This window comes from Enterobacter sp. Sphag1F (assembly GCF_014193275.1).
Taxonomy (GTDB): domain Bacteria; phylum Pseudomonadota; class Gammaproteobacteria; order Enterobacterales; family Enterobacteriaceae; genus Pantoea; species Pantoea symbiotica.
Genome location: NZ_JACHZD010000007.1, coordinates 73,018 through 99,093, shown reverse-complemented (window position 1 = coordinate 99,093; position 26,076 = coordinate 73,018). Strand labels below are relative to the sequence as shown.

Genomic DNA, 26,076 nt, shown 5'->3' with positions numbered 1-26,076 from the left:
GTGATGATGTAATTTACTGCTGCTCAATTACGATATTTAACACTCAACGTAAGATAATTATTATTTGTGCGCCAGCTCGCAAAATAATGTCGTTATTTTCATTCAGGTTCGCCAACTTCGTTTTTTCTGAAAGCGTTGAAATATCGATCACGCTCATAAAATCGCAAATAAACCAAAAAACGTAATAGCCGGATAAAAATCAGTAATTGATGTCATCTGAAACTCAGGGCAACAATTCATCGGCCTGGTTATAAGCCTTACAACGACAACAGCCTCAACCTACAGGATTAATACCATGAACATGAAACAATCACTGTTGGCCGCCTGCGCGGCTCTGGCCCTGTTTAGTCATGCGGGTAGCGCTAAAGAAGTCAAAATCGGTATGGCTATTGATGATTTACGTCTGGAACGCTGGCAAAAAGATCGCGATATCTTTGTTAAACAAGCCGAATCGCTAGGTGCCAAAGTGTTTGTGCAATCGGCCAACGGCAACGAAGAAACGCAGATGTCGCAAATTGAAAATATGATCAATCGCGGCGTCGATGTATTGGTCATCATTCCTTATAACGGCCAGGTTTTAAGTAACGTTGTGGCGGAAGCGAAACGTGAAGGCATTAAAGTGCTGGCGTATGACCGCATGATAAATAACGCCGATATTGATTTTTATATCTCATTCGATAATGAAAAAGTGGGCGAATTACAGGCCGAAAGTATTGTAAAGCAAGTGCCTAAAGGTAATTACTTCCTGATGGGCGGCTCGCCGGTGGATAATAACGCGCGCCTGTTCCGTGCCGGCCAGATGAAAGTGTTAAAACCTTATATTGATAATGGCAGTATTAAAATAGTCGGCGATCAGTGGGTTGATGCCTGGCTGCCGGAAAATGCGCTGAAAATAATGGAAAACGCCTTAACCGCGAACAGCAATCACATTGATGCGGTTGTGGCGTCGAATGATGCCACCGCAGGCGGTGCCATTCAGGCATTAAGCGCGCAGGGACTTTCCGGCAAAGTCGCGATCTCCGGTCAGGATGCCGATCTCGCCGCCATCAAACGCATTATGAACGGCACGCAAACCATGACGGTTTACAAACCCATCACCGAACTGGCGACCGAAGCGGCCAAAATCGCGGTGGAACTCGGTGACGACAAGCAACCCGCCAGCAACAGCAAGCTGAACAACGGCCTGAAAGATGTGCCATCGCGCCTGCTGAATCCTATTCCGGTCAACAAAGACAACATTGAAAGCACGGTAGTCAAAGACGGCTTCCACAAGCAGAGCGAACTCTGAGGCGCGAGCCCGCAAAGGAGATAGGTCGATGTTGCTGGAAATGAACCATATCACCAAACGTTTCGGCGCGGTGAAAGCACTGGATGACGTGAGCCTGCAGCTGGAAGCCGGTGAAGTGATGTCGCTGTGCGGCGAAAACGGCTCGGGAAAATCGACGCTAATGAAGATCCTGTGCGGGCTTTATCCGCACGGTGACTTCGAAGGCACTATCCATTTTGCGGGCGACGAGATTCAGACGCAGACCATTCGCGATACCGAACGCAAAGGGATCGTGATCATCCATCAAGAGCTGGCGCTGGTGCGGCAGCTGACGGTCATGGAGAACATTTTCCTCGGCGCTGAGCTGGGGCGTTTCGGCATGGTGGATGACGAAACCATGACGCTGCGCTGCCAGCAACTACTGGAGCGGGTCAAACTGCATGTCTCGCCGGATACACGCGTCGGAGAGCTGGGATTAGGCCAGCAGCAACTGGTGGAGATTGCGCGCGCCCTGAATAAACAGGTGCGCCTGCTGATCCTCGACGAGCCGACCTCCTCGCTTACCGAACAGGAAACCGAGGTGCTGCTGAGCATCATCAAAAACCTGCGCGAACACGGCATCGCCTGCATCTACATCTCGCACAAACTCAATGAGGTAAAAGCGATTTCGGACACCATCTGCGTGATCCGCGACGGTCAGCATATCGCGACCCGCGCGGCCGCCGGGCTGAGTGAGGATGACATCATCACCATGATGGTCGGGCGCGAGCTGACGGCGCTCTATCCGCATAGCCCACACGAGATTGGCGAAACCCTGTTGCAGGTGGAGAACCTCACAGCATGGCATCCCATCAACCGCCATATTCGCCGGGTGGATAACGTCTCTTTCAGCCTGAAGCGCGGCGAAATTCTTGGCATTGCCGGGCTGGTCGGCGCCGGGCGAACCGAAACCGTGCAGTGTCTGTTTGGCGTTTGGCCGGGACGCTGGCAGGGCGATATTCATATCAACGGTAAGAAAGTCCGTATCAATGACTGCCGCGCCGCCATCGCTCACGGCATCGCGATGGTGCCGGAAGATCGCAAAAAGGATGGCATCGTGCCGCTAATGGGCGTGGGCAAAAACATCACGCTGGCCGCGCTGGACCAATTTAGCCCCCGTCTTTCGCTGCTGGATGAAGCGCAGGAGCAGCAGGCAATTAACCAGGCCATTGCGCGCCTGCGGGTGAAAACCTCGTCGGCAGAACTGCCGATTGGTCGCCTGAGCGGCGGGAATCAACAGAAAGCGATCCTTGCTAAATGCCTGCTGCTCAACCCAAAAATCTTAATTCTTGATGAGCCCACGCGCGGCATTGATGTGGGCGCGCGCCAGGAAATTTATCTGCTGATCAATTCGCTTGTGCAGCAAGGGATTGCCGTGATTGTCATTTCGTCTGAGCTGCCCGAAGTACTGGGCCTGAGCGATCGGGTTTTGGTGATGCATGAAGGCAAAATCAAAGCCGATCTGATTAACGATAACCTGACTCAGGAGCAGGTGATGGAAGCCGCCCTGCGGAGTGAACACTATGTTTAAGACCGAAAGTACGCAACGCGGCCTCACCACACCGGGTAAAGGTGCGCCAGGTAAATTCTCGCTGCCGAATTTGCAGGTGCTGGTGATGCTGGGTGCGATTGTGCTGATCGCCCTGTTCTTCACCTGGACCACCGACGGTGCGTGGCTCAGCGCCCGTAATGTTTCCAACCTGCTGCGCCAGACCGCCATCACCGGCATTCTTGCGGTCGGCATGGTGTTCGTCATTATCTCAGCGGAAATCGATCTCTCAGTCGGTTCGATGATGGGATTGCTTGGCGGTGCCGCGGCCATCTTTGACGTCTGGCTCGGTTGGCCGCTACCGCTCACCATCGTCGTAACTTTAGCGATGGGCCTGCTGCTCGGCACCTGGAACGGCTGGTGGGTGGCCTATCGCAAAGTCCCGTCGTTTATTGTCACGCTGGCGGGGATGCTGGCGTTTCGCGGCATTCTGGTCGGCATCACCGACGGTACAACGGTAGCGCCCACTAGCCCAGCGATGTCGCAGATTGGGCAAAGCTATCTGCCTGGCGGGATCGGTTTTGGTTTCGGCTTTGCTGGCTTGGCGCTGTTTATCCTCTGGCAATGGCGCTTGCGTCTGCGTCGCCAACAGCTTGGTCTGACACAAACCTCCGTCAGCGGTGCGCTGGTGCGACAGGTCATCACCGCTGTTCTGGTGTTAGGCGCGATCTGGCTGCTCAACGACTATCGCGGCGTACCAACGCCGGTGTTACTGCTGGCGCTGCTGCTGCTCGGCGGCATGTTTATGGCGACGCGCACGGCTTTTGGCCGCCGGATCTATGCCATCGGTGGCAACCTGGATGCCGCGCGCCTTTCCGGCATTAATGTGGCCCGCACCAAGCTGGCGGTCTTCGCCATCAATGGCGTGATGGTGGCGATTGCGGGCCTGATTCTCAGCTCACGCCTTGGCGCGGGTTCACCATCGGCAGGCAACATCGCCGAGCTGGATGCCATCGCCGCCTGCGTGATTGGCGGCACCAGCCTGGCGGGCGGCGTTGGTTCGGTAGCAGGCGCGGTGATCGGCGCATTTATCATGGCTTCACTGGATAACGGCATGAGCATGATGGATGTCCCGACTTTCTGGCAGTACATCGTCAAAGGCGCCATCCTGCTGCTGGCGGTGTGGATGGATACCGCGACGCGCCGTCGGGTGTAATCGCGTGGGGGATCACAATGTGGCGCAAATTCTTTCTGCTGTCCGTCGTGCCATGCTATGCAAGGTGCTGTCGATTTAGGAGAGTGCGCCACGATGCATGAGAAACGCTTTCGCATTACGTTGCTGTTCAACGCCAATAAGGTCTATGACCGCCAGGTGGTTGAGGGCGTCGGTGAGTATTTACAGGCATCTCAAACGGATTGGGACATTTTCATTGAAGAGGATTTTCGTTGCCGCATCGACAACATCCGTGAATGGCTGGGCGATGGGGTTATCGCCGATTACGACGATCCTTCGATTGAGAAACTGCTGGCCAACGTGTCGGTGCCGATTGTCGGTGTTGGCGGATCCTACCATCAGCCGCAGGACTATCCGCCCGTGCATTACATCGCCACCGACAACGCCGCGCTGGTCGAGAGCGCCTTTTTACATTTGAAAGAGAAAGGCGTGAACCGCTTTGCTTTCTATGGTTTGCCCGCAGCCAGCGGCAAACGCTGGGCGCAAGAGCGTGAGCATGCGTTTCGCCAGCTGGTGGCACGTGAACGTTATCAAGGCGTGGTCTATCAGGGCATGGAAACGGCACCGGAAAACTGGCAGCACGCCCAAAACCGTCTGGCTGACTGGCTGCAAACGCTGCCGCAGCAAACCGGCATCATCGCCGTCACCGATGCCCGTGCTCGCCATCTGCTGCAGGCCTGCGAATATCTCAAAATTCCGGTGCCAGAAAAGCTCACGGTGATCGGTATCGATAACGAGGAACTGACGCGTTATCTGTCGCGCGTGGCGCTCTCATCCGTGGCGCAGGGTTCGCGCCAGATGGGTTATCAGGCGGCAAAACTGCTGCATCGCCTGCTGGATAATCAGCCTCTGCAACTGCAACGCATTCTGGTGCCACCGGTAAAAGTGATTGCGCGGCGCTCCACCGACTTCCGCTCCTTGCACGATCCGGCGGTGATTCAGGCGATGCACTACATCCGCTTTAACGCCTGCAAAGGCATTAAAGTTGAACAAGTGCTGGATGCCATCGGCATCTCGCGATCGAATCTGGAAAAACGCTTCCGCGATGAAACCGGCGACACCATTCACGCCATGATTCACCGCGAAAAACTGGAGAAAGCGCGCGAGCTGCTGGCGTGTTCTTCTTTGAGCATCAATGAGATATCACAAATGTGTGGCTACCCGTCGCTGCAATATTTCTATTCGGTGTTTAAGAAGAGTTATGCCAATACGCCAAAGGAATATCGGCAGCTTCACGGTGAAAACGTGCTGTGACGCACGGCTAAGATCAAGAATTCCGCCGCGATTGTCGCTATACTCCTGCGGCATCTTCAAAGGAAGATCGTCGTCTCCGGTGAGGCGGCCGGATTTCAAATCCGGTTGGGGCCGCCAGCGGTCCTGGGCAGGTTCGACTCCTGTGATCTTCCGCCACTTATTAGTTCTCTGCAGCTAACTCAACAACCCCGCCCCCACATTCACCGACAATCCCAAAATCGCCAGATTGAATACAAACGAAATCACCGACTGCAACAGAGCGATTTGCCGCATATCCGTGGTGCCCGTTGCCACATCGGCGGTTTGCGAAGCAACCGCAATGGTGAAAGAGAAGTAGAGAAAATCCCAGTATCCTGGCTGCTCGGGCTTCTCAGGGAAGATCATCGGCGTAACGTCTTTGCTGCGACGCAGATAGTGATGATGTGCGTAATGCATGGCAAATGAAGTGGGAAGCAGCGCCCATGAGACCACCAAAGTTGCCGCTGTTAGCAGCAGATGCAGTACGCGCGGCGTTCCTGTCAGACTCTTCAGCGTGGTGAGCTCCATCAGGATCGCCAGAATGCTAACCATGCAGGTGAGCGTCACCATACTCAGTACCAACGTCGCACTTTCATCTTCGATTTTCGCAATATGCGGAATGTCTTTGGCCTCCGTACCTAACATGCGCAGCCACAGAAAAGCGAGATAGAGCCATGCCAGCACGTTCCAGCCAATCAGCAGACGCTGCAACATGCCCAGATGTGCAGGCAGAAAAAAATAGCAGGCCACGCCAGCCACAATCGAAACCAGCAAACGCAGGCGTGCGCGAAGGTAATGCATCAGGGAAAGGCTCATGGTGTCAGAGGCTTAGTGAAGGAAGGTGGATAGGTTAACTGTAGACGGTGTTAGTGAGGTTGTAATTGTGGAGCACCTTAACCATTTATCGGTTCGGCTCCGTTTCAGTTGGTAAAATAATCGCCAATCGACTAATGAGCTTCATTGCGTCTCTCTGGCATACTGTGAACCAGATCCTATTAGAGCGGAGGCGACATGTCAGAAGAGCAATCCACACCATCACCAGCAGGCGAATTTGTCATGTTTGCGAGCGGTGATGGGAAAGTGCGGGTTGAATGTCGCTTCGAAAACGAAACATTGTGGCTTTCTCAGGCAATGATATGTGAGCTATTTGATAAAGCGAAAGCGACCATCAGTGGACATATCAAAAACATCTTCGAAGAGGGTGAACTGCTGGAAAATTCAGTTGTTCGGTTTTACCGAACAACTGCCAGTGATGGAAAAAATTATCAGGTTCAATATTTTAGCCTGCCAATGATCCTCGCCATCGGTTATCGCGTCCGCTCAGCACGCGGTACTCAGTTCCGCCAATGGGCAACGCAAACCCTGCAAGAATATTTGATCAAAGGTTTTGTGATGGACGACGAGCGGCTGAAAAATCCGCCGGTGGGTTCATCCGCTGTACCTGACTATTTCGATGAAATGCTGGAGCGTATTCGCGATATTCGCGCCAGTGAGCGGCGAATGTATTTACGCGTTCGCGAGATTTTTGCCTTAGCGGCTGACTATCAACCTTCCCTCAAAGAGACCACGCAGTTTTTTCAAACTATCCAGAACAAATTACACTTTGCCTGTACCGGTTATACCGCTGCCGAGCTGATTCATTTGCGCGCTGACGCCAGCCAACCTCATATGGGGTTGACGAGTTTTAAAGGTGAAGAGGTACGCAGAAGCGATGTCACCGTGGCTAAAAATTATCTGGTTCAGGACGAAGTGAGCGAGCTCAATCGCGTGGTAACGATGTGGCTGGATTTTGCCGAAGACCAGGCGCGCCGTCGCCAGCAGGTTTTTCTTCGCGATTGGCAGAGCAAACTCGATCAATTTCTGCAATTTAACGATCGCGATGTGCTGCAAGGCGCGGGTTCAATCAGTAAGAAAATGGCCGATGAAAAAGCACAGGCTGAATACGGTGAATTCGCCGAGCAACAGCGTCGTCTGAAAGAGTCAGAAGGTGAAAAGAACATTGCCGGTTTGCTGCAGTGGCAACCAAGCCCTAATAAATCGAAATGATCGCCGCTGAGCCGCATCCCGCCCTTTTGCGCCTCAACTTATACGCGCCTGCGCTTTACTTCCCCACCAATCTCCGCCACTTTGCTCATTCATCGCATTGTGGAGCCTGGCATGTTAATCCATCCAACCGATACTCTGACTTTCTCGGGCAATCCGCGCCAGGCTGAGCTGCGTCAGCGCCTGCTGGAGCCGGATGCGCCGAAAGTGATTGCCGCTGCGTTAGCGAAACAGCTGGACCGTGAAACCTTCACCCATCGCCATGCCGCCGGGCAGCTCTTCTGTTTGAAACAGGGATTGATGACGGTGAAAACGCCGTCCGGTATTTTCGCCAATCCGCCGCGACTGGTGGGCTGGATTCCGCCCTACTTTGAACATGCGATCATTGGGCCGGGCCCGGTGCTTGGCTGGACGGTATTGGTTGACGACGCGCTGGCAGCGCCGTTGCCAGATCATCCGGTCCTGCTTTCCTGCCCCTCGGTGCTGGAGCCGCTGGCGGAAAGGCTGGCAACCTTGTCGCCCGATCACTGGGGCAGCGCGCGCTACAATCGCCTGAGCGAGGTGTTTCTTGATGAATTGTATGAATCGACTGAACATCCGCTGACGTTACCGTTGCCGACGGAACCGCGCTTGCTGCAGATTGCACGCCTGTTGATGGACGATCCCTCCGATACGCGCACCGGGCCAGAACTGGCGCGCTGGGCCGGACTCAGCCCGCGCAGTTTAAGCCGCCATTGGGCCAGTGCAGTCGGCATGAGTTTAACGCGCTATCGCCAGGTTTCACGTTTACTTAAATCACTGGAAGGTTTGGCGGCGGGCAAAAGTGTGCAGCAAGTAGCGTGGCAGGTCGGATTCGATAGCGTTAGCAGCTATATCAGCGCTTTTCGCAGCGCATTTGGTTCAACGCCAGGCAAATACTTTACGCCGCCAGCCGACTCTGCGGATGCAAAAATAGCAAGCTAGCAGGTCCATCAATCTCCGGCAAACTGTGCTGATATTTACGCCGGAACGCGCCGGGCGGCAAATCGAACATGCGGCGGAAGGTGCGGCAATAAGTTTGCTGCGAGTCGAAGCCATATTTAATGGCGATATCCATCAGCGGCGTATTGCTGTTCAACAGCGCGATCACCGAAGCCGTTAACTTGCGCTCGCGAATATAGGTACCGAGCGCCACGCCGGTGTAACTGCGAAACAGGCGCTGCAGATGCCACTGCGAATACCCAGCGCGTCGCGCCACGGTTTCCAGAATGAGTTTCTGCTCAATATTGTCCTCAATCCAGAGCATCAGTTGCTGCATGAAGGCGGCGTGCATATCCATTTTTCCTCCTGATGTCGAAATGAAAACCGGACGGATATCCGGCAAGTGGCAAGCATTATAGAAAGCCGCTCGCTGGCTATGTGATGGTCAAAAGCCAATAAATAACGATAACTCGCCAATTTATGGCTGCGCCACATCCAGTTCGATGGTTGTCAAAACGAGAGGGATTTGTCATCACGGGACGCTCGCCACTAGATGGGCAGGGAAATCCTTTTCCGCTGCTTCATCTGCGCTATGCGCAGTGAATTAAATAGTCGCACCCATTGAGAGGCGATAATGCAGGTCGACCTGCTCGATGGTGGGCTGCTGGTTGATCTTTTTCAGGATGATCTCCGTCGCCACTTTTCCCATCTCAAAACGCGGCGTGATGACGCTGGCTAAGCGTGGCGTGGTTGCCTGGCCGATCTCCAGTCCGTGAAAACCGGCAATCGCCATCGCTTGCGGCACGGCAATGCGCGCCGCCTGACACTCCTGCAGTACGCCGACCGCCAGATCATCATTGGTGCAGAGAATCGCATCCATCTCCGGATAAAGCTGGCGCGCCAGCGTCATCATGCCGGTGCCAATCGATACCGATGAAACCTTGTTTGGCACAATCCGCCCTGCGGGCAAACCGGCCGCTTCAACCGCATCGCGATAACCGGCGTAACGTTGCTCATCACGACGATCGGACATCGAACCAAAATAGATAACACGCTGTTTGCCGCTGGCCAGCAGCATCGCCGTCATATCGTAGCCGGCGCGATAGTTGTCGAAGCCAACATTGATGCGCCCGCGTGCTTCGGTCAATCCCATCACTTCTGCCACCGGAATGTTGGCAGCGTTAAGGTATTTTTCCGCGCGCACGGTGTGCACTGATTCGGTCAGGATCAGCCCTTTGATGTTAAAGGCTAAAACCGTGGCGATCTGCTCCTCTTCACGCTGGGCGTTGTAGTCGTAATTGACCACCAGCGTTTGATAACCCTGCGCGCTGGTCACCGATTCAATCCCCGCCAGCAGATCGGCAAAGATTTGATTATTAAAGGAAGGAATTAACACGCCGATGCGCGGTGGGTTCTGTTTGGTCGCCGCGACATTATCGGTATCCGCGACGTAGCCAATTTCGGCAATCACGCTGGCGATCTTCTCCGCCGTTTCCGTTTTGACCTTTTCCGGCGTGCGCAGATAGCGACTTACCGTCATTTTGGTGACGCCCGCCAGGGTAGCAATATCGTCCAGAGTGATGCGCTGCGTTTTCATTACGGCGTCCGCAAAGAGGGGCTGAGAATCAACGTATTATGCCCGTTGCCTGTTAAAAAATGAAACGCGCCCGTGCACTCAGTCGGGTGAAATAAAATCGGCAAATCAGCTCGCATAACAGAATGAAAATTCCAATAAAAAGCAAACTTTGCAATGTCCATACAAAGTGAATTGATGAAAAACCTATCATTTCATTAGGCTATAAATATGCCCCTGACGACTTATTCGGCAATTTTCGCAACCCTCTTCACACTTTTCGGAAAAAATGATCCAAAAACCATCATTTAGAACATATATTCCAATGCGAAGACCTCGCGTGAATAAAAGTTGAACATCTAAACCTACACCACCCTCTTTCTGAACAAGCAACGTTCAGGCCGTAGAGACAAGGGGCTATAACAATGGATACCAGGCAAAAACGCTACAACATGAAGTATGTCATTCTCTGCTGTACTGTCGCGGCATTCGGCGGTCTGCTAATGGGATATGACTCTTCGATTATCTCCGGTGCAATCGAACCCTTAAGTGAATATTTCCAGTTATCGCCCGCTGAAACCGGCTGGGCCGTTTCCAATATCCTGCTCGGCAGTTTGATCGGCTGCTTTATGGCACCGCGCCTCAGCGACAAACTGGGACGCAAAAAATCCCTCGCCATCACCGCCCTGCTGTTTACCGTTTCGGTGATCGGGACCGCGCTGGCGCATAACTTCACCGTGTTCGTCATCTTCCGCATGATTGGTGGATTGGCAATTGGTCTGGCGTCGGTGATTTCGCCTATCTATCTGGCCGAGCTGTCGCCTTCTAAGTTTCGTGGCCGTACCACCGCGCTGTATGCGGTGTGCTGCGTCGGCGGACAATCGGTGGTGTTGCTGACCAACTACTTCATCACCAAATCCACCTTGCCTGACGTGATGATCAATATGGGCTGGCGCTACATCCTCGCCACGGCGCTGGTACCGTGCGCGCTGTTTATCCTGTTCATCGCCTTTATCCCGGAATCGCCGCGCTGGAACGTGCTGAAAGGTAAGTACGATGAAGCGCTGGATACGCTGACCAAAATCTCAAACCGCGAGCATGCCGAGAGCGTGTTCAACGAAATCAAACATTCGTTTTCTGATAAAACCGCGCAGCAACACAAATCGCGTCTGCGTCTGGATAAAACCACCATTCCACTGTTGATCGTCGGTATCGGTTTGGCGGTGGGTAACCAGATCAGCGGCATCAACGTGATTCAGTACTTTGGGCCAACCTTGCTGAAAAATGTCGCGGGCAGCACGGACTCAGCGCTGCTGCAAACCTTCTGGCTGTCGATTTGTCAGTTCATTGGCGTGCTGGCGGGGATGATGCTGATCGATAAAGTCGGTCGTCGTAAGCTGCTGCTGCTGGGTGCCATCACTTCCTGCGTGTGCCTGACCTACTCGTTCATCGCCTTCTATTACCACTTGCCGGGCATGCTGGCGGTGATTGGCCTGTTCGCATACATGATTTTCTTCGGTATGACGTGGGGCCAGATCGTCTGGACAGTGCTGGGCGAAGTGTTCCCAACCGAGATTCGTTCGATTTGCGTGGGGATTTCTATCTGCGCGATGTCGATGGCCAACTTTGTTATCAGCAGCACCTTCCCGATCATGAACAGCAGCCCGATGCTGCTGGATATGTTCCACGGTGGCTTCCCGCTGTTGCTGTTCGCGATTTTCTCGCTGGGGATGTACTTCTTTACCTTCCGCTATCTGCCAGAAACTGCCGGCGTGTCGCTTGAGAAGATTCATGCATTGGTGCTGCGTAAATTTAACGTCGAAGCAGAGTTGCCGGAGACGACGTCCAGCGCGAAAGCGAGCGAGTCGTTTGATATTCCGAGGCATTAATCGATGAGGGTGCGCATTTATGCGCACCTGGTCGCCATGAATGGCGACCCTACGAGATCATTGATGGCGCCCTATTGGCTGGGGCGTTCGTACTGCTCAATCACCGCCAACGCTAAGCCGTTGGCCGGATCGATTCGCATCGGCAGGAAATGCAGCGCGGTGTGGGCGAAGGTAAAGGCCAGCGTACCGGCCTGCGCCGCCTGTTGCACCGCCTGCACAAATGCCGGCTGCGCATTCCAAGGCCCATCAATAATGATGCTGGCCGGATTCACCAGCTGCATCACCTGACTCAATGCATTACCCAAATGGGTGCCCGCCTGCGTCATCACCTCTTTCAGGATTTCCGGCTCGCTATCGCCATTCTGCCAACGCAAGCCCGGTTTGCGTTTTGCCAGCTGCTGCTGAATGGCCGGTTTGCTCACCAGCGTTTCCAGACAACCTAAGCGTCCGCAGCTACAACGTTCGCCGTTGGGTTGCACCGTAAGATGGCCGATCTCACCCGCCGTCCAGCTGCTGCCGGTAAACACTTCGCCCTGTTCCACCAGCGCGCCGCCCAAGCCTTCTGAGATGCGCAGATAGAAATGGCTTTGCGACTTATTCAGTTCGAGTTGCTGCACCGAAAGCAGCGCGGCGGCTTTGACGTTATTCATGATGCGCAGCGGCAACGGCATCTCGTGGCTGAGAATGGTCATTACATCCACATTCTGCCAGCCAAGATGGGCGGAAAAATGCACCCAGCCACGATGAGGATCGATGATGCCAGGGAAGCCAATCGCTACGCCGAGCAGTTCAGGATGCGCCGCGTGCAAGGTCTGGCACACTTCCACCAGCTCATGCAGCAACTGCTCGGGATCGCTGGTTTCCGTACGCCAGGTTTGCTCGGCAATCACCTGCGAGTAGTAGTCGCACACGCGCCAGTGAATCGCCTGGCGCTCCACCATGATGCCGGCGCTTTTCAGCTTTTCCGCACGCAGTGAGATTTCGATTTTAGGACGGCCGGCTGAAGCGACGCTAACCGGGCCGAGCTCATTGATCAGCCCGGCTTCCAGCAAATCATCGACAATCAGTGAAACGGTGTTTTTGCTCAGCTCGAGCGCTAATGCCAGATCCTGGCGGGAGGTGATGCGGGTGGTGCGCAGTTGCGTCATCACCCGCTTCAGGTTGTTCAAGCGAAGTAGTGCTGGACCTTTACCGGCTGCTTTCATAGCACTCCTCAATACTCATCACCGCGCACACGGCTGCGATAACTTTCCCAGTCAAAGCGCACCCACAAGCTGTTGCCGAGGCGCATACGATCCATCACGCGTTCACCCAGCAGTGAATTCATGCCCGCCGGATCGAGGTTGGATAACATGCCGGTTGGGCGTTTCGACGATGAGCGGCGATCGACAATCTGATTGATGATCACTTTTTCATAGCGCGATTCGCTCTGCATGCCGATCTCATCGATCACCAGCAGATCCACATGGCTGAGATCGTGCAGCAGGCGCTCTTCAGTTAAATCGCTGCCGCCGCTGAAAGTGCCCTTCATGCTCGACATCAAATCGGCCACGGTGACAATCAGCACGCTTTTACCGCGAATAATCAGATCGTTACCAATCGCCGCCGCAAGGTGGTTTTTACCGGTGCCGGGACGACCGGAGAAAACAAAGCTGGAGATGCTATTTTCAAATCCGGCGGCGTATTCGCGCGCCATGGCCAGCGCTTTACGCTGCCCATCATTTTCCACGCGATAGTTGTCGAACGAGCAGTTCATGTGCAGCTCGCGGATGCCCGAGCGCCCCATGATGCGCTGCATTTTCATCGCGCGGTTTTCCCGTACAATCGCTTCCGAGCGCAAACGGCCCTGCTCCTGATTCCAGGCCAGCAGCTCCGCGCCGTTTTTGAATTTCGGCTGCACTTCGGACGGCATCATCTTTTTCAGGCGGCTAAAAAGATCGTTCGGCGTTTTCATTACTCACCTCGGAATCCATCGGGAATATCGTAATCAGTATTGCTGATTTGCGTGAGATCGCGCTTTGGCTGCCCGCCATTGGCGGCGCGATTCATCTGCACGCTGCGCGCTAACTTTTGCTGCCACTGCACATGATGGAACAAACGGCCTTCTGCCTGCCAGTACGCCACAAACGTGGCCAGCTCGGCGGCAGTAACGGCTTCACTCAACGCCACGCCCCAGATGGCAGCCTGACGCTGAAAATCGCTGTCCGGTTGCCAGCCTTCATACATCGCGAACTTGCCAACCGGCGTAGCAATCGGCGCGCTTTCGGTCTGAAACAGACTCTCATCCAGCGTGACATCATTGGGCTGCTGCGCGGCGGCTTCCAGCGCCAGCAGCTGCGCCAGACGCTGCGGCGTAAGCGCATAAAACGCCGGCGTATTGTTATGCAGCACCGCCAGCGTGCCGTTATCGGCCTGCTGCAGCACGGCGAGCGGGTCATGGCAGAAGCCATCCAGCCCCACCAACGTTGAAGATAAGATTTTGACTGACATGAAGAAACCTGACGTTAACCAGCATGGTGCGCCGGGCGGTAAATTCAGCCCGACGTAATACGCTCAGTGTAACTGTTTTAGCGCGGCGGATCGCGCGCGATTTAGAAGCTGGCGCTGACGCCAAGACTGTAGATGAACTGCTCGCCGCTGCTCACCGCACCGGTTTGCGCGAAGGAAGCAAAGGCGGCCATATTTTGCCCCAACGGCATATTGGCACCGACGCTGACATCCACCCAATTGTTTTCCCGGCCATTGATGTCATCAGCGTGTTCACGGGTGGGTGAAGGCAGCTCTTCATTCACCAGATGGCTGTAGCTCACCTGCGCCCACGGCGATATCCAGCCAAAGCTGGAATCCACGCGCCAGCCAAGCGAGGCAATGTGTTCAGCATTATTGCTATCCACGCGTTCGCACTTCGGGCAGCTCAAAGTCGAATCATCCACTGCAAACTGCGCAACGGGGCCGGTACTCACCGCTTCACTCATCGGCATCGACCAACCGGCCGAATAGCGATTCACAAAGGGCGCGGCACCGACGCTGGCGGTTTCACTGTGCATCACCATCGCGTAGTCGTTCGGTGAATTGAGCGCGGCGTCAAACAGGTTGGCATCGGGATTTTCTGTCAACATCAGATGATTACTGGAAATTTTTTCAGCAAGTATTGCGTTGTAATCGGGCGCGCTATTCTGGCTCGACTGATCAAAGGCATAGGCATTCCCGGCCAGAAAAAATAGCCACCAACCGCTAAAAGCCAGCGCAATTTTGTGCTGGCCTGTCCGCTGACTTTTCTGCAACATGAAGGACTCCTGACGAGCCGGGAAGAGATAGGCGTTTAAGTTTTATAAGATCTATATCGGCGCCCGTTGTATAACTATTAATCGAATTTGCCATACGTCAAGGGAACTATCGCTATTTCATATGCTAAGGGAGTGATGCAATGCAACGTTGTGGCTGGGTAACTGAGGATCCACTGTATCTGGCGTACCACGATAAAGAGTGGGGCGTGCCGCAAACCGATAAGCGAGTCTTATTTGAAATGGTCTGTCTGGAAGGCCAACAGGCGGGGCTTTCATGGATTACCGTGCTAAAAAAACGCGAAAATTACCGCCGTGCCTTCCATGAATTTGATCCCGATGCCGTGGCGTTGATGGATGAAAGCGACATGGAACGCCTGATGCAAAATGCGGGGCTGATTCGCCATCGCGGTAAGCTTGAGGCGATCATCAACAATGCACGCGCTTTGCTGGCGCTGGAAGCCACCGGAGAGGACTTTTCGCGCTTTATCTGGTCTTTTGTCGACCATACGCCGATTTTGCACCGTTATGAGAATTACAAAGACGCGCCAACCACTTCCGAGCCCGCCATTGCGCTGTCGAAAGCACTTAAGAAACGTGGTTTTAAATTCGTCGGCCCGACAACCTGCCACTCATTTCTACAGGCCTGCGGCTTAATTAACGACCATCAAACCAGCTGTTTCTGCCATCCTGATAATCTTTAAAGCAAAAGTTTACAAATTAAGACTGACCCTCACGCATTTCCCCATAATTGAACGGCATAATAGTGCCGTTTTGGGACTTTTCCCCGTTTAAATCTGTGAGGGATTTTTCATGAATAAGCGTATTTTGGCGCTGACCTTGTTATTGAGCGGCAGCCTCGCGCTGTCGGGTTGTACCACCAATCCGTATACCGGCGAATCGCAGGCTGGCAAATCGGGCATCGGTGCCGGCTTAGGCGCGGTGCTGGGCGCGGGCGTGGGCGTGCTGTCGTCGTCGAAGAAAGATCGCGGTAAAGGCGCGCTGATTGGCGCGGCATCCGGCGCTGCACTGGGCGGCGGCGCGGGTTATTACATGGATGTGCAGGAAGCGAAACTGCGCGACAAAATGCGTGGCACCGGCGTCAGCGTGACGCGTCAGGGCGACAACATCGTGCTCAACATGCCAAATAACGTCACCTTTGATTCTAACAGCAGCAACCTGAAACCGGCGGGAGCCAACACCCTGACCGGCGTCGCGATGGTGCTGAAAGAGTATCCAAAAACCGCCGTGAATGTGGTGGGCTACACTGACAGTACCGGCACGCGCGCGCTGAATATGCGTCTGTCACAGCAGCGTGCTGACAGCGTCGCCAGCGGTCTGATTCTGCAGGGCGTGGCGCAAAACCGCCTGCGCACGCAGGGTTTAGGCCCGGATAATCCGGTCGCCAGCAACAGCACCGAAGACGGTAAAGCACAGAACCGTCGCGTTGAGATCACCCTCAGCCCGCTGAGCTAAAAGTAGAGCCGACTGCGTGAGCAGGTCGGCTTTTATCACTCTTTTTCGCCACTTTTGACGCCATCTTTGTCAGAAAAAGCTAAAAAATTCGTAACTGATAGAGCCGCCTTTTCCTTTATGCTAGCGTGATCAAAAATTGATCAATGGGACGCTATCATGTCATTGAAAGCCATCGCCGCTACCCTTGGCCTCTCTGTTACTACCGTGAGCCGGGCGCTAAATGGCTATGACGATGTAGCGGCCGTCACGCGCAAACGCATTGAAGATGAAGCGCAAGCGCGCGGTTATCGCCCCAACGATGCGGCCCGCCGCCTGAAAACCGGACGCGCCAATGCGGTTGGTCTGCTCTTTCCCATTAGCCACGCCTCGCTCAATGACAGCTATTACAGCCAAATGCTGCTGACGCTCGATCAACGTCTCGCGCAGCACGATATTGATCTGCTGTTGCTACCCGATAAACCGCAAGAGCTACAACGAAAGCTGATTCGCATGCTGCGCAGCGGCGCCATCGATGCCCTGATTTTAACCCACACCATGCCGCAGGATGCGCGACTGCAACGCTTACAGCAGAAAGGTTTCCGCTTCCTGACGCTGGGTCGCAGCGAGCTGCCACAGCCGTACGCGTGGATAGATTACGATAATCACGCCGGTACTTTTCTCGCGGCAGAAAACTGCCTGCAACAAGGATGGCCGCGTCTGGCTTATCTCGGCAGTGACGAATCGGCGACGTACATCCTCGATCGCCGCCAGGGATTTATTGATGCGTTGATTCAGCATCAGGCGCCGGTCGATCAATCCCTGATGGCCGCGTTGCCCGCTACGCGCCGATCTGGCTATCAACAAACCAATGCCTGGCTGGCGCAAGGCGATGCGCCGCAGGCGATCATTACCGATTGCAGCACGCTGGGTGAAGGTGCCGCGATTGCGCTGCAGCAAGCCGCCCGCCTGAAGGGGGCGCAGGCGATTCCGCTGTATGTGTATGATGGATTGCCGCCCGATTCGATTGTCGATCAGCCGGTAAACGCCATTCTGCAATCATCCCAGCAGCACATTGGCGAGCGCATCGCCGAAATGGTGCTGCAACTGCTTGATGATGCACCACTGAACGAGCTGCAAACGCTCTGGCAACCGGTGCTGCGACTCACTTCTGACGCGCAATGATTGCGCCTGGCCCGAGCTGTGTTAGTCTTCGCCTGTTTCTTTTCAGCAGGTGTAAGCAATGAAAACCAGGCCGCCACGAGCCACAATCAGTGACGTTGCCCGTACGGCAAAAACCGGTAAAACCAGCGTTTCCCGCTATCTGAATGGCGAAGTGAATCTGCTCTCGCCCGATCTCAAAGCCCGTATCGAACAGGCCATCGCCGAGCTCAACTATCGTCCCAGCCAGATGGCGCGTGGACTGAAACGCGGCCGTACGCGGTTGATCGGCCTGATCATTGCCGACATTACCAATCCTTACTCGGTAGACGTGCTGAGCGGCATTGAAGCGGCGTGTCGTGCGCAGGGCTTTACCCTGCTGATGTGTAACACCAACAACGAAGTCGATCTCGAACAGCATTACCTGCAACTGCTGAGCAGCTACCAGGTGGAAGGCATTGTGGTGAATGCCGTGGGCATGCATGAAGAAGTGCTCAATCGGCTGCAACAGTCGATGCTGCCGATGGTGTTGATCGACCGAAAAATCCCCGATTTCGCCTGCGATATGGTGGGGCTCAACAACGTTGAAGCTTCCACTGTTGCGACCCAACATTTGCTGGATAACGGCTATCAAGCCCTGCTCTTCCTCAGCGAGCCGCTCGGCAGCGTCAACACGCGCCGCGAACGTCTGCGCGCCTTCTACGACACGGTGAACAGCGCGCCACAGATTGCGGCAGAGAATGCCGAAGTGGCGCTGCATCAGCCCGACGCGCTGGAAAAACAGCTGCACGAGTTCCATCAACGCCATGCAGATAAACGCTGTGCGGTGATTGCCGCCAATGGCGCGCTGACCTTGCAAGTGGCGCGCGCGCTGCAGCGTCTTGAGCTGCGCTGGGGCGAAGCGATTGGCCTGCTGGGCTTTGATGAGCTGGAATGGGCGGCGCTGGCGGGCGTCGGCATCACCACGTTAAAACAGCCCACCTGGCAGATTGGCTACGCCGCGCTGGAACAAGTCATTGCACGCATCGAAGGCAGCGAGCAATCGATCAGCGAACAGCTTTTCTCCGGCGAGCTGATCGTGCGCGGCTCCAGCCAGCCGCTGCGCTAACCTCCCCTTTTATGGCTCACTTCGTGAGCATGATCATAATTTCACGGTCTGCCCCTTCTCTTTGGAACCGGTTCCATTTAGGTTTTTTATAACGAATGGGATGTGGTCATGCCCGGAGAAACGTGATGAAACCAGAAATTATTGTTGTAACTGCCGCATACGGCGCGCAGAAAGTAGCGGAATTGGGTGGCCAGGCCGCGCTGTTGCCGCTGATCAAACAGGCGGGCGCGGATGGCGTCGAAATCCGTCGCGAGCTGTTCAACGAAAATGAACTCTGCCTGCTGCACGCACTCGGCAATGCGATTTCCCAGCATCAGCTGAGCGCCAGCTATTCCGTGCCCGAAGCGTTGTGGCTGGATGATGGCGCACTGAATCCGCGTCTGGCGCAGTTCCTTCAGGAAGCTGAACAAATCGGCGCTAAGCGCCTGAAAGTGGCGCTCGGTCATTTTGTGGAACTCGATGCCAGCACGCTGCGCGATGTGTTGAAAGCATCAACGGTGACGCTGGTGGTTGAGAACGATCAAACCCCGGACAGCAAGCTGGCGCCGATGCTGCGCTTCTTCCATCAGGCCTGCGATGCCGCATTGCCGCTGGATATGACCTTCGATATGGGCAACTGGCAGTGGACCGGCGAAGACGGTTTGCAGGCCGCCGCGCAACTCAGCCGCTACGTTAGCTATATTCACGTTAAAACGGCGGTGCCGCACGGCGCTACCTTCCGCGCTATCGCGCTGGATCAGGCCGATGATAGCTGGCGCTCGCTGCTTAACGCGCTGCCAACCGACGCACCGCGCGGCATCGAATTCCCGCTGGAAGGCGCGGATTTGCTGGCGGTCACGCGCCATTACGTTGATCTGCTGCGTGCAGCGTAAGGAGCCGATGATGACGCAAAAAACGCTGGATGTGGTGACGATTGGCGAAGCGATGGCGATGTTTATCGCCCAGCAAACTGGCGATCTCGCCGCAGCTGAAGGCTTCATCAAACGCATTGCCGGTGCCGAACTCAACGTGGCGATTGGCCTGGCGCGTCTCGGTTTGAACGTAGGCTGGGTGAGCCGCGTCGGCAATGACAGCTTTGGTCGCTTCACGCTGCAACAGCTGGAAAAAGAGGGCGTCGATCACCGCTGCGTCACCACCGACGCACGCTATCGCACCGGCTTCCAGCTCAAATCCCGCGTCGATGACGGCTCCGATCCCGAAGTGGAGTATTTCCGCAAAGGCTCAGCCGCCAGCCATCTGTCGCCCGACGATTTCAACGATGACTACTTTGGCAGCGCGCGCCATCTGCATTTAAGCGGCGTGGCGGCGGCAATCTCCGACAGCTCTCTTGCCCTGGCGCAACACGCGGCCAAAGAGATGCGCGCGCGCGGCAAAACCATCTCCTTCGATCCCAATCTGCGTCCGGTGTTATGGCGCAGCGAAGAGGAGATGCGTAAACAGCTCAATCATTTAGCGGAATACGCCGATTGGGTGCTGCCGGGCGAAAAAGAGGGTTTGATTCTTACCGGTTATCGCCAGCCGGAAGCCATCGCCGATTTTTACCTCGATAAAGGGGTGAAAGCGGTGGTGATCAAAACCGGTGGCGACGGCGCCTGGTACAAAACCGCCGACGGCCAGCAAGGCCAGGTCGCACCGATTCGCGTCGAGAACGTGGTCGATACCGTGGGTGCCGGCGACGGCTTTGCTGTTGGGCTGATCAGCGCGTTGCTGGAAGGAAAATCCCTGCCGCAGGCGATTCTGCGTGGTAATAAAATCGGTTCGCTGGCGATTCAGGTTGCTGGCGACAGCGAAGGCCTGCCGACGCGTGCGGCGTTGGGCGATTATTAAATATTTACGATAGTCGATGCGTTTTGTAGGGTCGCCATTTATGGCGACCGCCAAACAAAGATTTAAAAAATATCTGTACCTACTACAACTATATTGCGAGGCGCATCCACTGAATGCGTCCACCTCAACCAGAGGAGTCACCCATGAAATCGCAGACAATCGCGCCAAAACGCTGGTGGTTTATCATGCCCATCGTGTTTATCACCTACAGTCTGGCGTATCTGGACCGGGCGAACTTCAGCTTCGCCTCTGCCGCAGGGATAAATGACGATCTCGGCATCACCAAAGGCATGTCATCGCTACTGGGCGCCCTGTTCTTCCTTGGCTACTTCTTCTTCCAGATCCCCGGCGCGCTGTATGCCGAACGTCGCAGCGTTAAGAAGCTGATTTTCTGGTGCCTGATTTTATGGGGCGGTTGCGCCTCGCTGACCGGCGTGGTGAGCAACATTCCGATGCTGGCGGCGATCCGCTTTGTGCTCGGCGTGGTGGAAGCGGCGGTGATGCCGGCGATGCTGATCTATATCAGCAACTGGTTTACCAAATCCGAGCGTTCGCGCGCCAATACCTTCCTGATCCTCGGTAATCCGGTAACAGTGCTGTGGATGTCGGTGGTCTCCGGCTATCTGATTGAATCCTTTGGCTGGCGCGAGATGTTTATCTTCGAAGGCATCCCGGCAGTGATCTGGGCGGTTGCCTGGTGGTTCCTGGTGCAGGACAAACCGGCCCAGGCCAAATGGATGAGTGAAAGCGAGAAAGCCGCGCTGCAGGCGCAACTGCAAAAAGAGCAGGAAGGCATTAAAGCGGTACGTAACTACGGTGAAGCGTTTCGTAATCGCAACGTGATCCTGCTGTGCCTGCAATATTTTGCCTGGAGCATCGGCGTGTACGGTTTCGTGCTGTGGCTGCCGTCTATTCTGCGTAACGGTTCGCAGATGGGCATGGTGGAAGCCGGTTGGCTGTCAGCGGTGCCGTATCTGGTGGCGACCATTGCGATGATCGTGGTGTCGTGGGCGTCCGATAAAACTCAGAACCGTAAACTGTTTGTCTGGCCGCTGCTGCTGATTGGCGCGCTGGCGTTCCTTGGTTCCTATCTGGTCGGTTCCAGCAACTTCTGGCTGTCGTATACGCTGCTGGTGATTGCCGGTGGTGCGATGTATGCGCCGTACGGTCCGTTCTTCGCCATCATTCCTGAGATGTTGCCGCGCAACGTCGCCGGTGGTGCGATGGCACTGATCAACAGCATGGGCGCACTCGGTTCCTTCGTCGGATCGTGGATTGTAGGCTATCTTAATGGCGCGACCGGTTCGCCTGCCGCCTCCTACATTTTCATGGGTGCTGCGCTGTTGGCCTCGGTCTGGCTGACGTTGATCGTCAAACCGGCGCAGAATAAAACATCGCCGCCGATGCATGGCGCAAAGCACGCGTAATCAATTCGGGAGGCCTCAAGGCCTCCTCACCATTTTATAGGGAGCAAAAGATGAAACCTGCTGTGATTCTTTATAAGAGCCTGCCAGATGACCTGCGCACCAAGCTGGATGCCCATTTCACCGTTACTGAAGTGCACGATATTTCCCCGGAAACCATCCAGAAACACGCGGCGCAGTTCGAACAGGCGCAAGGTTTGCTCGGCTCTGGCGGCAAAGTGGATGGCGAGCTGCTGGCAAAAATGCCCGCGCTACGCGCCTGCTCCACCGTGTCGGTGGGTTACGATAACTTCAACGTCGACGCGTTGAATCAACGCAAGGTGTTGCTGATGCATACGCCAACCGTGCTGACCGAAACCGTCGCCGACACCATGATGGCGCTGGTGCTAAGCACCGCACGTCGCGTGACCGAGCTGGATAAGTGGGTGAAAGCCGGCGAGTGGAAAAAAAGCATTGGCCCGGATCATTTCGGCATCGATGTGCACCACAAAACCCTCGGCATCCTCGGCATGGGCCGCATCGGCCTGGCGCTGGCGCAGCGTGCGCACTTTGGCTTTGGCATGAACATTCTTTATAACGCGCGCCGTCAGCATGAAGAGGCGGAAACCCGCTTTGGTGCGCGTGCCTGCGATCTGGAAACTTTGCTGAAAGAGAGTGATTTTGTCTGCATCAGCCTGCCGCTGACCGAACAGACGCACCATATGATTGGCGCGGCGCAGCTCAAGTTGATGAAGCCAAGCGCAATTCTGATCAACGTAGGTCGCGGTCCGGTGGTGGATGAGCAGGCGCTGACTGCGGCGCTGAAAGACGGCACCATCCACGCCGCCGGTCTGGATGTGTTCGAAGTTGAGCCGGTGCCTGCCGATGCCGAGATTTTGACGCTGCCGAACGTGGTAGCGCTGCCGCACATCGGTTCTGCCACGCATGAAACCCGTTACGGCATGGCGCGCGACGCGGTAGATAACCTGATCGCCGCCCTGAGCGGAAAAGTCGAGAAAAACTGCGTTAACCCGCAGATCCAAGGCTAAGCTTGCTGCATTACCCATTGCGCCTGCCAGCGGCGGGCGCTATGGTGGTTCCCCATTCGATTTCACAACGTTTTAACTTCCTATGTCCTTTTCTCAGTTCGGCGACAAATTTACTCAACACTCCGGCATCTCACGTCTGATGGAAGACATGGGTGAAGGCCTGCGCACGCCCGGCACCATCATGCTTGGCGGTGGTAATCCGGCGCAGATCCCGGCGATGAATGACTATTTCAACCAGTTGCTGATGCAGATGCATCAGGACGGCAAGCTGAGCGAAGCGCTGTGCAACTACGATGGTCCGCGCGGCAAAGCGCTGCTGCTGGATGCGCTGGCGAAGATGCTGCGTGAAGAACTTGGCTGGCCATTAACCGCGCAAAACATCGCGCTGACCAACGGCAGTCAGAGCGCATTCTTCTATCTCTTCAATCTGTTCGCCGGACGTCGCGCCGACGGCAGCAAAAAGCGCGTACTGTTCCCGCTGGCACCGGAATACCTCGGCTACGCCGATGCCGGTCTGGAAGAGGATCTGTTTGTCTCCGCCAAGCCCAACATTGAGCTGCTGCCGGAAGGCCAGTTCAAATATCACGTCGATTTCGATCATCTGCCGCTGAATGATGATGTCGGCCTGATTTGCGTATCGCGCCCGACCAACCCAACCGGAAACGTGATCACCGATGACGAACTGCTGCAGCTGGATGCGCTGGCGCAGCAGCACGGCGTACCGCTGCTGATTGATAACGCCTACGGCGTGCCGTTCCCCGGCATCATCTTTAGCGAAGCGCGTCCGCTGTGGAATCCCAATACCATTCTATGTATGAGCCTGTCGAAACTCGGCCTGCCGGGCGCACGTTGCGGCATTATCGTCGCCGATGAGAGCACAATCGCCGCGATTGGCAATATGAATGGGATTATCAGCCTGGCGCCGGGCAGCATCGGTCCTGCTATTGCCAATGAGATGATTGTGCGCGGGGATTTGCTGCGCCTGTCGGAAGAGGTGATTAAGCCGTTCTATCAGGCCAAAGTGAGCGAGACGATTGCGATTCTGCGCCGCTATCTGCCGGAAGATCGCTGCCTGATTCATAAACCCGAAGGCGCGATTTTCCTCTGGCTGTGGTTCCGCGATCTGCCGATCAGCACTGAAACGCTGTATCAGCGCCTGAAAGCACGCGGCGTGCTGATGGTGCCCGGCCACTTCTTCTTCCCCGGACTGGAACATGAATGGCCGCACACCCATCAATGCATGCGTATGAATTATGTGCCGGATGCGGAGAAGATTGAGCGCGCGGTGCAGATATTGGCGGAAGAGCTGGAAGCCGCATTTAGCGATTAATCGGCCAGGTCGCCGATAATCGTGCGGTTTTCGGCCAGGTCGCCATAAATGGCGACCCTACAATTCCGCCGGCAACGACAACTGGCACCACTGCGCCAGCTGCTGAATCGCCTGCTCCACTTCGGCATTCCAGCCAAACCCGGCATTGAGTCGAAAACAGTGATCGTAGCGGTGATCGGTGGCGAAAATGTGGCCCGGCGCGATACCAATGCCCGCATTGCGCGCCTTGAGAAACAGCGCGCGCACATTCAGCGCGCCGATCGGCATTTCCACCCACAACACATAGCCGCCTTCAGGATCAGAAACCCGCGTGCCCACCGGGAAGTAGCGCAGCACCGCCTGACGCATATGCTGGATTTGATTCTTCAGCTCACGCCGTAGCTTACGCAGATGCGCATCGTAGCCGCCGCTGCGCAGCAGTTCGGCAATCGCCGCCTGCGACAATACCGACGTGCCCATGCTGGTGGTGTATTTCAGCGAGGCGATTTTGCGCATGTAGTTGCTGCTGTGCACCCAGCCAATACGAATGCCGGGCGCGACGGTTTTCGAGAAGCCGCTGCACAAAATAGCGTTCGGGCTGAAGGCGCGCATCGGGAACGGGCGGCGCTCGCCGAATGCGGTATCGCCGAAGATATCATCCTCAATGATCACCACATCGTTCTCGTCGGCCTGACGCGCAATATAGGCTTTCTGCTCGTTGGGAATGCTTTTGCCCAGCGGATTATTGATGTTGTTGATGGTGAGATAAGCCTGCACCGCTTTGCGCTGAAACAGCACGGTGAGTTTCTCCACATTAACGTAGCCTTCCGGCCCGGCTTCTACCTCAATCACCCGCAGATTGAGGTTATGCAGCATCTGCAGCAGCACGAAATAGCAGGGCGATTCCACCGCCACGATATCGCCAGGCCGCGTGGTGGCGCGCAGCGCCAGCGAAATCGCTTCAATGCAACCGTTGGTGATCAGGATGTCATCAGCGTTGATATTGCAGCCATAATCCACTGCACGGCGCGCAATTTCATTTTTCAGCGGCGCATAGCCGGTGCCTTTCACGGTGTTGCCCAGCAGCGCCGGTTTGCTGTATCCCATCTGGCGCATCAGCAAACCAATCTTCTTCACCGGATAGAGTGAGATGTCGCCGTTGGCCAGATCCAGCCGTACGCGGCAGTCTGAACCGAGCATCGCCAGATGCAGCTCGGTTTGCTCGTCGAGCGGTGCCACTTCGCGCGCTTGCTCGTTGATGACCGCGGGAAACGTTTTATTAGCAGGCCGCGGGGCGACAAAAAAACCGGACTTGGGACGCGCCACCGCGTAGTGCTCATCCTCAAGGGTACGTAATGTTTTCAGCGCGGTGGTCATGCTGACGCTGTACTGCGTCGCCAGCGTGCGCACCGACGGTAAACGGCTGTCGGGCGGCAGCGAGCCGCTGTGAATGGCTTGTTTTATCTGCTCTGCGATTTGACGGTAACGACTGCCCTGTTCCGTTTCACCCGCCATCTGTTCCACCCTATTTCGTCCGGATCTGTGCGTTTTCACCAGATTACATTCAAAGTACTTTAGGCTGCATTAGTTAATTGATAACCATACGCATTAGTTGCAGTGCCGCTTCCGACTAAAAAATTCATTCCGTAGCACCTTCGTGGCCCATTTCCCGTCTGTTGCCGCCAGCACGGCAGCAGCGACTTTATTAGCCAAAGGA

General features: G+C 55.4%; 24 protein-coding genes and 1 tRNA gene. 17 read left to right on the top strand and 8 right to left on the bottom strand.

The features are described 5' to 3' along the window. Positions 1 to 295 precede the first annotated feature (295 nt). From xylF to FHW71_RS20100, 5 genes are all read left to right on the top strand, one after another. The gene (xylF, locus tag FHW71_RS20120; protein WP_179452888.1) at positions 296 to 1,288 is read left to right on the top strand and encodes a D-xylose ABC transporter substrate-binding protein; all 993 of its coding nucleotides are present in this window, start codon (positions 296 to 298) and stop codon (positions 1,286 to 1,288) included. Positions 1,289 to 1,316: 28 nt separating this feature from the next. Continuing rightward, positions 1,317 to 2,837: a xylose ABC transporter ATP-binding protein gene (locus tag FHW71_RS20115; protein ID WP_179452889.1), complete on the top strand. Its 1,521-nt coding sequence runs from the start codon at positions 1,317 to 1,319 to the stop codon at positions 2,835 to 2,837. Further along, entirely contained in the window at positions 2,830 to 4,011 is a 1,182-nt protein-coding gene (gene xylH / locus FHW71_RS20110) for a xylose ABC transporter permease XylH (protein WP_179452890.1), read from the top strand. The genes FHW71_RS20115 and xylH overlap by 8 nt, the downstream gene beginning before the upstream one ends. Positions 4,012 to 4,104: 93 nt before the next feature. Next, positions 4,105 to 5,283 carry a D-xylose utilization transcriptional activator XylR gene (gene xylR / locus FHW71_RS20105; protein WP_061719296.1) on the top strand — a complete coding sequence of 393 codons (1,179 nt, stop codon included), beginning with the start codon at positions 4,105 to 4,107 and terminating at the stop codon, positions 5,281 to 5,283. A gap of 61 nt (positions 5,284 to 5,344) precedes the next feature. Beyond that, a tRNA-Sec gene (locus FHW71_RS20100) sits at positions 5,345 to 5,439 on the top strand. Positions 5,440 to 5,457: 18 nt separating this feature from the next. Here FHW71_RS20100 and FHW71_RS20095 read toward each other — a convergent pair. Then, positions 5,458 to 6,117, bottom strand: coding sequence for a DUF1345 domain-containing protein (locus tag FHW71_RS20095; protein ID WP_061720041.1), 660 nt, complete (start codon positions 6,115 to 6,117; stop codon positions 5,458 to 5,460). A 195-nt stretch (positions 6,118 to 6,312) separates the two neighbouring features. Here FHW71_RS20095 and rhuM point away from each other — a divergent pair, with 195 nt between their 5' ends. Together rhuM and FHW71_RS20085 are read left to right on the top strand one after the other, a co-directional pair. Continuing rightward, a complete protein-coding gene (gene rhuM, locus FHW71_RS20090; protein ID WP_179452891.1) occupies positions 6,313 to 7,347 on the top strand; it encodes a RhuM family protein in 1,035 nt (344 codons plus the stop codon). Positions 7,348 to 7,458: 111 nt separating this feature from the next. Further along, entirely contained in the window at positions 7,459 to 8,307 is an 849-nt protein-coding gene (locus tag FHW71_RS20085; protein WP_179452892.1) for an AraC family transcriptional regulator, read from the top strand. Here FHW71_RS20085 and FHW71_RS20080 read toward each other — a convergent pair. Both FHW71_RS20080 and FHW71_RS20075 read right to left on the bottom strand, forming a co-directional pair. Further along, a complete protein-coding gene (locus tag FHW71_RS20080; protein WP_179452893.1) occupies positions 8,264 to 8,662 on the bottom strand; it encodes a helix-turn-helix domain-containing protein in 399 nt (132 codons plus the stop codon). The two genes, FHW71_RS20085 and FHW71_RS20080, sit on opposite strands and share 44 nt — an antisense overlap. A 246-nt stretch (positions 8,663 to 8,908) precedes the next feature. After that, positions 8,909 to 9,901 carry a LacI family DNA-binding transcriptional regulator gene (locus tag FHW71_RS20075; RefSeq protein WP_008105264.1) on the bottom strand — a complete coding sequence of 331 codons (993 nt, stop codon included), beginning with the start codon at positions 9,899 to 9,901 and terminating at the stop codon, positions 8,909 to 8,911. A gap of 401 nt (positions 9,902 to 10,302) precedes the next feature. Here FHW71_RS20075 and FHW71_RS20070 point away from each other — a divergent pair, with 401 nt between their 5' ends. Continuing rightward, a complete protein-coding gene (locus FHW71_RS20070; RefSeq protein WP_061720019.1) occupies positions 10,303 to 11,766 on the top strand; it encodes a sugar porter family MFS transporter in 1,464 nt (487 codons plus the stop codon). Positions 11,767 to 11,837: 71 nt separating this feature from the next. On the opposite strand, the gene FHW71_RS20065 is transcribed toward FHW71_RS20070, so the two are convergent. The 4 genes from FHW71_RS20065 to FHW71_RS20050 all read right to left on the bottom strand — a co-directional run bounded on the left by FHW71_RS20065 (position 11,838) and on the right by FHW71_RS20050 (position 15,053). Continuing rightward, positions 11,838 to 12,971 (bottom strand): ROK family protein, encoded by a 1,134-nt coding sequence (locus FHW71_RS20065; RefSeq protein ID WP_179452894.1) that lies wholly within the window; start codon positions 12,969 to 12,971, stop codon positions 11,838 to 11,840. Positions 12,972 to 12,979: 8 nt separating this feature from the next. Next, a complete protein-coding gene (gene dnaC, locus FHW71_RS20060; RefSeq protein ID WP_007893471.1) occupies positions 12,980 to 13,720 on the bottom strand; it encodes a DNA replication protein DnaC in 741 nt (246 codons plus the stop codon). Beyond that, positions 13,720 to 14,256, bottom strand: a complete 537-nt coding sequence (gene dnaT / locus FHW71_RS20055; protein ID WP_179452895.1) for a primosomal protein DnaT — start codon at positions 14,254 to 14,256, stop codon at positions 13,720 to 13,722. The genes dnaC and dnaT overlap by 1 nt, the downstream gene beginning before the upstream one ends. A 101-nt stretch (positions 14,257 to 14,357) precedes the next feature. Continuing rightward, entirely contained in the window at positions 14,358 to 15,053 is a 696-nt protein-coding gene (locus tag FHW71_RS20050) for an autotransporter (RefSeq protein WP_179452896.1), read from the bottom strand. Between the two features lie 140 nt (positions 15,054 to 15,193). Between FHW71_RS20050 and FHW71_RS20045 the strand changes: the two genes are divergently transcribed. The 9 genes from FHW71_RS20045 to FHW71_RS20005 all read left to right on the top strand — a co-directional run bounded on the left by FHW71_RS20045 (position 15,194) and on the right by FHW71_RS20005 (position 24,380). Further along, the gene (locus FHW71_RS20045) at positions 15,194 to 15,754 is read left to right on the top strand and encodes a DNA-3-methyladenine glycosylase I (protein WP_179452897.1); all 561 of its coding nucleotides are present in this window, start codon (positions 15,194 to 15,196) and stop codon (positions 15,752 to 15,754) included. Between the two features lie 109 nt (positions 15,755 to 15,863). Then, on the top strand, positions 15,864 to 16,526 hold the full coding sequence (locus FHW71_RS20040; protein ID WP_008105270.1) for an OmpA family lipoprotein: 663 nt from the start codon (positions 15,864 to 15,866) through the stop codon (positions 16,524 to 16,526). A 156-nt stretch (positions 16,527 to 16,682) separates the two neighbouring features. Continuing rightward, the gene (locus FHW71_RS20035) at positions 16,683 to 17,687 is read left to right on the top strand and encodes a LacI family DNA-binding transcriptional regulator (protein WP_179452898.1); all 1,005 of its coding nucleotides are present in this window, start codon (positions 16,683 to 16,685) and stop codon (positions 17,685 to 17,687) included. A 58-nt stretch (positions 17,688 to 17,745) separates the two neighbouring features. Beyond that, the gene (locus FHW71_RS20030) at positions 17,746 to 18,771 is read left to right on the top strand and encodes a LacI family DNA-binding transcriptional regulator (RefSeq protein ID WP_179452899.1); all 1,026 of its coding nucleotides are present in this window, start codon (positions 17,746 to 17,748) and stop codon (positions 18,769 to 18,771) included. Positions 18,772 to 18,896: 125 nt separating this feature from the next. Further along, a complete protein-coding gene (locus FHW71_RS20025) occupies positions 18,897 to 19,643 on the top strand; it encodes a sugar phosphate isomerase/epimerase (protein WP_179452900.1) in 747 nt (248 codons plus the stop codon). A 10-nt stretch (positions 19,644 to 19,653) separates the two neighbouring features. Next, complete coding sequence (locus tag FHW71_RS20020; protein WP_179452901.1) at positions 19,654 to 20,598, top strand: sugar kinase; 945 nt, start codon at positions 19,654 to 19,656, stop codon at positions 20,596 to 20,598. A gap of 143 nt (positions 20,599 to 20,741) precedes the next feature. Beyond that, positions 20,742 to 22,025 carry an MFS transporter gene (locus FHW71_RS20015; protein ID WP_008105275.1) on the top strand — a complete coding sequence of 428 codons (1,284 nt, stop codon included), beginning with the start codon at positions 20,742 to 20,744 and terminating at the stop codon, positions 22,023 to 22,025. Between the two features lie 50 nt (positions 22,026 to 22,075). Continuing rightward, complete coding sequence (ghrB, locus tag FHW71_RS20010; protein ID WP_179452902.1) at positions 22,076 to 23,050, top strand: glyoxylate/hydroxypyruvate reductase GhrB; 975 nt, start codon at positions 22,076 to 22,078, stop codon at positions 23,048 to 23,050. An 82-nt stretch (positions 23,051 to 23,132) separates the two neighbouring features. After that, positions 23,133 to 24,380 (top strand): valine--pyruvate transaminase, encoded by a 1,248-nt coding sequence (locus FHW71_RS20005; RefSeq protein WP_008105277.1) that lies wholly within the window; start codon positions 23,133 to 23,135, stop codon positions 24,378 to 24,380. Positions 24,381 to 24,437: 57 nt separating this feature from the next. Here the strand turns inward: FHW71_RS20005 and FHW71_RS20000 are convergent, their stop codons facing one another. Continuing rightward, positions 24,438 to 25,874, bottom strand: a complete 1,437-nt coding sequence (locus FHW71_RS20000) for a PLP-dependent aminotransferase family protein (RefSeq protein ID WP_179452903.1) — start codon at positions 25,872 to 25,874, stop codon at positions 24,438 to 24,440. Between the last annotated feature and the right edge of the window lie 202 nt (positions 25,875 to 26,076).

What these genes read in the sequence shown, in the direction of transcription:
- xylF (WP_179452888.1), top strand. Translation starts at nt 296, where the DNA reads ATGAACATGAAACAATCACTGTTGGCCGCCTGCGCGGCTCTGGCCCTG.
- FHW71_RS20115 (WP_179452889.1), top strand. Translation starts at nt 1,317, where the DNA reads ATGTTGCTGGAAATGAACCATATCACCAAACGTTTCGGCGCGGTGAAA.
- xylH (WP_179452890.1), top strand. Translation starts at nt 2,830, where the DNA reads ATGTTTAAGACCGAAAGTACGCAACGCGGCCTCACCACACCGGGTAAA.
- xylR (WP_061719296.1), top strand. Translation starts at nt 4,105, where the DNA reads ATGCATGAGAAACGCTTTCGCATTACGTTGCTGTTCAACGCCAATAAG.
- FHW71_RS20095 (WP_061720041.1), bottom strand. Translation starts at nt 6,117, where the DNA reads ATGAGCCTTTCCCTGATGCATTACCTTCGCGCACGCCTGCGTTTGCTG.
- rhuM (WP_179452891.1), top strand. Translation starts at nt 6,313, where the DNA reads ATGTCAGAAGAGCAATCCACACCATCACCAGCAGGCGAATTTGTCATG.
- FHW71_RS20085 (WP_179452892.1), top strand. Translation starts at nt 7,459, where the DNA reads ATGTTAATCCATCCAACCGATACTCTGACTTTCTCGGGCAATCCGCGC.
- FHW71_RS20080 (WP_179452893.1), bottom strand. Translation starts at nt 8,662, where the DNA reads ATGGATATGCACGCCGCCTTCATGCAGCAACTGATGCTCTGGATTGAG.
- FHW71_RS20075 (WP_008105264.1), bottom strand. Translation starts at nt 9,901, where the DNA reads ATGAAAACGCAGCGCATCACTCTGGACGATATTGCTACCCTGGCGGGC.
- FHW71_RS20070 (WP_061720019.1), top strand. Translation starts at nt 10,303, where the DNA reads ATGGATACCAGGCAAAAACGCTACAACATGAAGTATGTCATTCTCTGC.
- FHW71_RS20065 (WP_179452894.1), bottom strand. Translation starts at nt 12,971, where the DNA reads ATGAAAGCAGCCGGTAAAGGTCCAGCACTACTTCGCTTGAACAACCTG.
- dnaC (WP_007893471.1), bottom strand. Translation starts at nt 13,720, where the DNA reads ATGAAAACGCCGAACGATCTTTTTAGCCGCCTGAAAAAGATGATGCCG.
- dnaT (WP_179452895.1), bottom strand. Translation starts at nt 14,256, where the DNA reads ATGTCAGTCAAAATCTTATCTTCAACGTTGGTGGGGCTGGATGGCTTC.
- FHW71_RS20050 (WP_179452896.1), bottom strand. Translation starts at nt 15,053, where the DNA reads ATGTTGCAGAAAAGTCAGCGGACAGGCCAGCACAAAATTGCGCTGGCT.
- FHW71_RS20045 (WP_179452897.1), top strand. Translation starts at nt 15,194, where the DNA reads ATGCAACGTTGTGGCTGGGTAACTGAGGATCCACTGTATCTGGCGTAC.
- FHW71_RS20040 (WP_008105270.1), top strand. Translation starts at nt 15,864, where the DNA reads ATGAATAAGCGTATTTTGGCGCTGACCTTGTTATTGAGCGGCAGCCTC.
- FHW71_RS20035 (WP_179452898.1), top strand. Translation starts at nt 16,683, where the DNA reads ATGTCATTGAAAGCCATCGCCGCTACCCTTGGCCTCTCTGTTACTACC.
- FHW71_RS20030 (WP_179452899.1), top strand. Translation starts at nt 17,746, where the DNA reads ATGAAAACCAGGCCGCCACGAGCCACAATCAGTGACGTTGCCCGTACG.
- FHW71_RS20025 (WP_179452900.1), top strand. Translation starts at nt 18,897, where the DNA reads ATGAAACCAGAAATTATTGTTGTAACTGCCGCATACGGCGCGCAGAAA.
- FHW71_RS20020 (WP_179452901.1), top strand. Translation starts at nt 19,654, where the DNA reads ATGACGCAAAAAACGCTGGATGTGGTGACGATTGGCGAAGCGATGGCG.
- FHW71_RS20015 (WP_008105275.1), top strand. Translation starts at nt 20,742, where the DNA reads ATGAAATCGCAGACAATCGCGCCAAAACGCTGGTGGTTTATCATGCCC.
- ghrB (WP_179452902.1), top strand. Translation starts at nt 22,076, where the DNA reads ATGAAACCTGCTGTGATTCTTTATAAGAGCCTGCCAGATGACCTGCGC.
- FHW71_RS20005 (WP_008105277.1), top strand. Translation starts at nt 23,133, where the DNA reads ATGTCCTTTTCTCAGTTCGGCGACAAATTTACTCAACACTCCGGCATC.
- FHW71_RS20000 (WP_179452903.1), bottom strand. Translation starts at nt 25,874, where the DNA reads ATGGCGGGTGAAACGGAACAGGGCAGTCGTTACCGTCAAATCGCAGAG.